We start from the raw sequence: 6,655 nt of genomic DNA, 5'->3' as shown, positions 1-6,655 counted from the left end.
TTTAATCAGTTTTATGGTCAAAGTATTTACTATTTAAAGGAAGTTGTATCACAAGAATCTCCAATTTTTTTAGCAAAACAAATATCAATTTTAGCTAATCAGTTTTCTACATCTTTAAGTATTATGGATGAAAAAGAAAGAGAAGAATTACTGCAATATTATTTTGAGTGGACAGATGTTAAACCTTCTAATTTTAACTCTAAAATTGAAGACGTATTAAACAACCGTTACAACCATATAAATATTTCTGAAACTGTTGAGGTATTAGGCAAGTTTATATCTATAATAGATAGGTTATTTAACAAAATGAGTGCCCTTGAGTATATAGGGCAGCGTAAAGATAATATTGTTATAAGTGAAGATTCTGTAATTAAAAAAGATAAACCAGGTAAATCTTCTTGGTCTATTTTTGATTAAGATAAGTCTTGTATAAAACACAAAGCTACCTAATTACTAGGTAGCTTTTTTATTTATTTTTTGTTATTTAATGCTGCTTGAGATTTTTTTCTTGTCCACAACTTTGAAAAAGAACAAACAGCGATAGAATTAAAATATATTTAGTCATTACCATACTTTTAGCTCATTACTACCAGCTGGCATAAAGAGTGTTAAATAGATTGATGTTTCTTCTTTTTTTCCTTTTTTTTTAGTTTCAATTTCTAGTATAGCATCTTTATTATCAAAACGCCTTAAGGTTATTAACTTAGAATTATATCCAAAAACTATTTCGTAATCTTTTATTGGAGAAACCTTTGTGTTTTCAATGTCTGGAGAGAAAAAGTTCATTGTAGTTGAATTTCCCATCTTGTAATCTTCAATGATTTCATCTTTACTAAAATAATTGTAAGAAATTAGTCTTAATTCAAAATTCTTGGTTTCGTCTAAAAAAGCTTTTCCTTTTCCTTCTTCAATATATTCTTTTAACTGATTATATTTATTTACAGCCAATTCCTCTATGTTTTTAACTTTACTTAGGTCTTTTGCCGTTTCCAGCTCTTTACTAAAATCAAAGGGAACTACAGCATCAAAAGGAATTGTAAACTCATAATATGGTAATTTTAAATCGCCTAAATTTTCAGGTAAACCCAATTCCACAAGGTTTTCAAAGTCTTGTATAGAATCATCTTTATCTTTCATATGAATCAAACGTATATCTGCATTTGCATTTTCTGCTATAAACTTATCTCCTTCTTTTGGAAATACTTGTATAGTTAGCAATTGCTTGCCTGATTTTGGTATATAAATATTAAGGGGTACTAACATACTTTCTCCATAGTTTTCATAAAAAGTAAGCCAATGCGGAATATTATTACAGCTAATAAGAACTCTGCATAGGTTTTTATTTAACTGTAATGCATATACAGGTTGGGTATTAAAAACTTTTATTTCATCTAATTTTTTAATTTCGTACTCTAATAGATCATTCATTTTTTCTTGCCCGCAACTTTGAAAAAGAACAAACAGCGATAGAATTAAAAGGTGCTTTTTTATTGTCATATTTTATACTTATTTATGTATTATTACAAACTCATTACTGTCTTTTGGAAGATAGAGTTTGATGGGGTATTGTCCCCCTCCTGATATTTTCTTGTACTTCTGTTTTCATTTGTTTGGTTACTTTGGTTTGGCAACTTACCAAAAAGGGCAACAAAATAAATAAAACAGGGAATAACCTCGTTTTCATACTAACGAATTACTTCTAATTTAGATGAACCTTTTGGGCGATGAAAGTGAAGGCTAATAACTACAGCTTTATTATATTTTTCACCATCTTTTTCAAGTAAATAACTCCCTATTAAAGGTGTATGCCCCATAATATCCGTTCGTTCTAATGCAATTACCTTACCATTTCCATACATTTTTAAGGCTACCTTTTCAATAGGGTACATGGTCATATCATGCCCCCAACCATCTATAAAATTAGTAATAATTTCTTGTAGTTCCTCATTACTATTACTTTTAGCTATCGCTCGTTCTTCTTTCATTTTGTGAATATTTCGAGCAATTTCAGGCAATTCTTTATTGGTAATAAGATCTCGGTAGGTGTTATACTCCTTTAGTAATTCTTCAAACAACTCGTCTTTATCTTCTTTGCTTAAATCTTGGCTATTACTCCAGCCTTCTAACTCATAAGGTACTTCGGCATAAAACTTCCCCTTATATTCTACATACGGTTTGCCTGCATCAGGAAACTTGGCATCGTAATCGCCTTCTGGTTGTTTACGCTCAAACTTTTCTGATTCATACAAGGTTTCTACATCGCCATTGGGCTTGTATTTGTATTTGTTTATCTGTAACTCAACCAACGCCCCATCAGAAATACCATTTGTATCAAAATAACTTCGGTCTTTCCACTCTGGGAAGACTCTAATCGTCCAAGTTTGCCAGCCTGTTTTTAAAATATATGGGTTTATGGGAATACTACCACTGGTGGTACCATTTAGTCTTCCAAAAAAATAGTCTACTCGCATATCGTTAATCAACACTTCGTAGCTGCAAGCACCTATCCAAATATTAGCATTGTAAGCCTCGTCATTGGCAATTACGTTTTCTCCTAAATTGCTAAATATTTCCTGTACTTCTGGGTTTACTTGGCTGTTACAAGCTACAGATAAGCCCAAAAAACATAAGAATATTATTTTATAAGTTGTCAATGTCTTTACTTTTTTTATTATTATATAAAACCAAAAATTAGAGCTATATATTTACCAAACATGCCATTTATTATCTTTAGTTTTATATAAATTTAAAGCACGCCCAAAATAATACTCGCCATCATCCATCCATAAGTAAGTTTCTAATGTCTTAGCTTTTCTAAGTGTAACAATCTTGTTTTTTCCATAAAATCTTAGTATTGATTTTGGTAAAGGAACTAGTTTAGATTTTTGTATACGTTCAATATCAGTTACCATTTCTTCTTTAAGTTCTTTTTTCGTTGAGTACCATTGTACGGTTCCTACTCTCTCTCTCTCTCTCTCTAGTAAAATCGAGTAAAGCAACCCCATCACCTTGTTCTAAAATACTTATAAATGTAGCAAACTGGGCATCTACTTCTTTGCGCAATTGGGTGCTATCTAAAGTACTTAAATCTACCGCGTTTTCTAAAGCGGTTATTTTAAAAGGTACGGTAACATCAAATGCGCCTGTATGTACAAATAGGGGTAGGGGTTGCTTTAGCATGGGCATTTTATAGGTCCAAACAGTTTTTCTGCCTTCGGCACTGCCCATATGTGGTATGTGTTCTATTTTTATTGAGATAGCCGCATATTTGTCTAACACTTGCTTCCCTGTACTAGGAAATAGCCGAATTTCAATAGGTGTTACCCCGCTGCCTAGTAATGACGAGTTAATTCCTTTTGTTTTTGAAGTTACAGACCCTTGCGAATCGTTAAAAAAGCAGCTGACTGTAAATCACTAATTAAAATTTCATACTTGCAGTTGGAGCTAGAGATGGAGATGTTGTATAAATCTGGGAGTTTTTCCATTTTCTCATAATCAGGCAATCCTTTAGTGGCATAAGCTATTATTTCTTCTATTTTGGTATTTAATGCTGCTTGAGATTTTTTTTCTTGCCCGCAACTTTGAAAAAGAACAAACAGCGATAGGATAAAAAGGTGCTTTTTTATTGTCATATTTTATACTTATTTACGTATAATAACAAACTCATCACTATCTTTTGGAAGATAGAGTTTTATGTTGTAAATCCTAATTGCTCCATCTGGCTCTAATGTTCTTAAAACGCCTTCTCTCATATTTTCTTTATCTACTCTTTCTAAAGACACCAATTGATTGTTCTTACCGTAGATTTTTATAGTGTATTTTTTAATAGGAACCATGTTTCCTTTAGCATATTCTCGGATTCTTCGAGAACTATTCTCGAATTCTTCGAGAACTATTCTCGAATTATAATCATAATTAAACACATTCGTTTCTTTGTCTCGTTGTACACATAAGTGATTAAAGGAATTTGCATCCCCATTATTCAATATAGTTCTTAACTTCTCATAATAAGCAATCACTTTTTTTTGTAGTGTCTCTTTATCCCATGTGCTTAAATCTTGTCCGTTTTGCCAGCCTTCTAGCTCATAAGGCAGATCTTTTACCTCAATATCCCAACTTTGTTTAAAATAAGGTAAATCTTCATTGGTAGTAATTAATGGCAAATTAATAGGCTCACTCTCTTGCTCTATATCTCTGTTATCGTTTATAATTACTTTATAAAAATCTAAGCGATATGGCAATTGCTCTTTTCCCATATTTACCACCGTATCGCCACCTACATCGGGGAAAAACTTAATGGTAACCTTATAAGTACCATTGTTTAATAACCATGGGTTTAGCTCTACTGCCGAACTTACTCCTGTAGTACCGTGTTTTATTAAAATATCATTTAAGTACAGTTCAAAAGGTAAATACACCCCTATACTTATGTAGTATCGGTATTGTTTGTTTTTGCTTATCTGCTGTGTTGGTATAAGTTCTGCCATGTTTGCTGTATTGTTATTGTTGTTTTTGTTATTACAAGTAGTAGTGCTTATAAGTAAAAAGCATATAATTAGGTATTTCATTATTAATTGTGTTTAAACTTCTATTTCATAGGTAAAAGGCCCCTGTATTAAAAAGCGATCGCCTGATTTTGGTTCTTCCTTTTTAGATTTTTTAACATCATCTTTCTTTCTAACAGAAACATTCGCAGAAAATACTACGTTTAGGCCTTGGTAATCAAACAGCCATTTATCATTTTCTTTTTTAAGTACCACTTTTGCTTTTGCAGAACCGCCTACCTCGGCTTCGCCCCTAAAATCGCCTACTTTTATATTAAGTGCTAGCATAGCTTCTATACCAAAAGTAAACTCGGTAACAGCTTCTAATTCCCCCCAATTAAACCCATCTATGGTATGATATTTACCAGCTGTCCATGTGGGTTTATAGGCTGCAGCGGTAACTAGGTCTAGGTGGTAATCTACATCTATATCTATTTTGTATTTTTCATCATCGGTAAATAAACTCACAAACCAGTTCCAAACATCGTCTGACATACCAGCGCCATCTGCTACTTTTTGTAAGCCCATAACGGCTTGCCCAATATAGGGTATTTTAGTAGCTACAAACAAGAGGTCTAATCTGCCTTCAATCTCAAAAAGTGGGTCTGCTTTAAAATTTATAGAAAATTCTGTACCTAGTTCGTGTTCTCGTCCTTTTTGGGTTGAATTTTCCAATTTCCAAGCTACACTTCCAGCAAAAACAGGTGGTTTTACAGCAATACTAAACGGTGCCAGTTTATCTACTTTTTTTGCAAATTTACCGCCTTTCTTTTTAATTTCATTTTGTAGTTTTTTTCCGTTTTTTTGTAGTTTTTTTAAATGTTTATTGCGTTTCTTCTTACGCCCCTTTACTTTTTTTTGGTTATGTTCTTTTTCGGCTTCTTCTACTTCTTCATCAAAACATAGTTTACGAATAGTACTAGTGATAAAGTTAAAAGTATCTATAGCATTAAGTACAGGGTGTTCACCATCAATTACTATTTCGGTTTGTTTTACATCTGCTAAACTGTATTCAAACGCTATTTGTAATTTGTTATAATCAAAAGTATCTTTTAGAGTTTTCTTTTTTTGCTTTTTTTTATATTTCTTAAGAGCCGCTCTGTTTTTCTTTTTTTGTTTCTTCTTCTCTTTTTTACTCAATAACCCCATATTACCTTTGTAATCACGTACTACGAAGTTTTTGCTTTTAAATTCATATAAGCTATCTGCCTCAGAGCTAGATTTAAAACTGAGTTCATAACTTAAATCTGGGTAACCTTGTATGTTTATCCAGCGTTGGTATCGGCAGGTTTGCGCTAGCACTTTTAGCGGTATAGGTTCTATATTGGGTAACCAAGCATTTTTTAAGGCAGTGGGTATATCTGGTTTTTCTGCGTAAGCTTCTAACATCAGTTGGTTATCTGTTTGTTTTTTTATAAACTTGGCATCTATCTTCTCCGTATTAAAGGTGTTGTCTTTATGGGTGTTATTACGATCTAAGGCTCTTACGTCTGGGCAAACGGTTGTTTTTTTCTTTAGGTCTTTTTCTTTTGGGTCATCCAAATCTATGGTAATGGTTTTACTACCTTTTTCTTTAGTGCCAATTAGCACTTTAAAACTATGCAGTTGTGTAGGTACCATGGCAGCCTCTTTAAACAACACAATGGGCTTTTTGCCTTGCTCGGTTACTGATACATAGGTGAATTTACATAGTTCGGTGCCTTTAGCTTCCATAGCGCTATCGTTTTGTATAATGGCAGCTACCGTTTTAGAAGCTTCTAAAGGCATGTCTTCAGTTAATACATCTTTTTTTACGTTAAGATACTTGCCGTAAAACAAGCCAAATATAGTCCCTGAGTATGCTCTTTCTCCTGTTTCTTTATCTTTAGCACCTTTCTTGACATAATTGGGTAAACGTGGGTGTTCAATTTTAATACAAAGTTTTAAGTCGCTCCAAGTATCGTTAACCCAATCATCATTCATATTATCCTTGCCTTCTCTGTCTTGTATCCAAGCAGGGTTAAGGTGCACCAAAATATCCAAAGAACCATCTTTATTCAATTTCTCTTTCATAACATCATGATTTAGAGAAAAACCTAAATCCATAGTGTCTACAGTTCCCTTCCATTTTT

General features: G+C 32.8%; 7 protein-coding genes and 1 pseudogene. 1 reads left to right on the top strand and 7 read right to left on the bottom strand.

The annotated features are described in order from the left end of the window. Positions 1-417: pseudogene (locus tag ABJD66_RS16880) on the top strand (hypothetical protein); the annotation flags it as partial. 147 nt (positions 418-564) lie between these two features. Here the strand turns inward: ABJD66_RS16880 and ABJD66_RS16875 are convergent. The 7 genes from ABJD66_RS16875 to ABJD66_RS16845 all read right to left on the bottom strand — a co-directional run. Further along, complete coding sequence (locus ABJD66_RS16875; protein ID WP_348133821.1) at positions 565-1,428, bottom strand: hypothetical protein; 864 nt, start codon at positions 1,426-1,428, stop codon at positions 565-567. Positions 1,429-1,685: 257 nt separating this feature from the next. After that, positions 1,686-2,654 carry a hypothetical protein gene (locus ABJD66_RS16870; protein WP_348133818.1) on the bottom strand — a complete coding sequence of 323 codons (969 nt, stop codon included), beginning with the start codon at positions 2,652-2,654 and terminating at the stop codon, positions 1,686-1,688. 51 nt (positions 2,655-2,705) lie between these two features. Further along, on the bottom strand, positions 2,706-2,912 hold the full coding sequence (locus ABJD66_RS16865) for a hypothetical protein (RefSeq protein ID WP_348133815.1): 207 nt from the start codon (positions 2,910-2,912) through the stop codon (positions 2,706-2,708). A gap of 7 nt (positions 2,913-2,919) precedes the next feature. Next, positions 2,920-3,228, bottom strand: coding sequence for a hypothetical protein (locus ABJD66_RS16860; protein WP_348133812.1), 309 nt, complete (start codon positions 3,226-3,228; stop codon positions 2,920-2,922). 140 nt (positions 3,229-3,368) lie between these two features. Then, a complete protein-coding gene (locus ABJD66_RS16855; RefSeq protein WP_348133810.1) occupies positions 3,369-3,632 on the bottom strand; it encodes a hypothetical protein in 264 nt (87 codons plus the stop codon). Between the two features lie 9 nt (positions 3,633-3,641). Further along, positions 3,642-4,568, bottom strand: coding sequence for a hypothetical protein (locus ABJD66_RS16850; RefSeq protein WP_348133807.1), 927 nt, complete (start codon positions 4,566-4,568; stop codon positions 3,642-3,644). A 12-nt stretch (positions 4,569-4,580) separates the two neighbouring features. After that, the coding region (locus ABJD66_RS16845; RefSeq protein ID WP_348133804.1) for a hypothetical protein at positions 4,581-6,655 on the bottom strand (2,075 nt) is incomplete at its 5' end.

This window comes from Cellulophaga sp., from assembly GCF_039943695.1.
GTDB lineage: Bacteria > Bacteroidota > Bacteroidia > Flavobacteriales > Flavobacteriaceae > Cellulophaga.
Note: the sequence above shows the minus strand (reverse complement) of the source record. Positions and strands in the feature narration are given on the sequence as shown.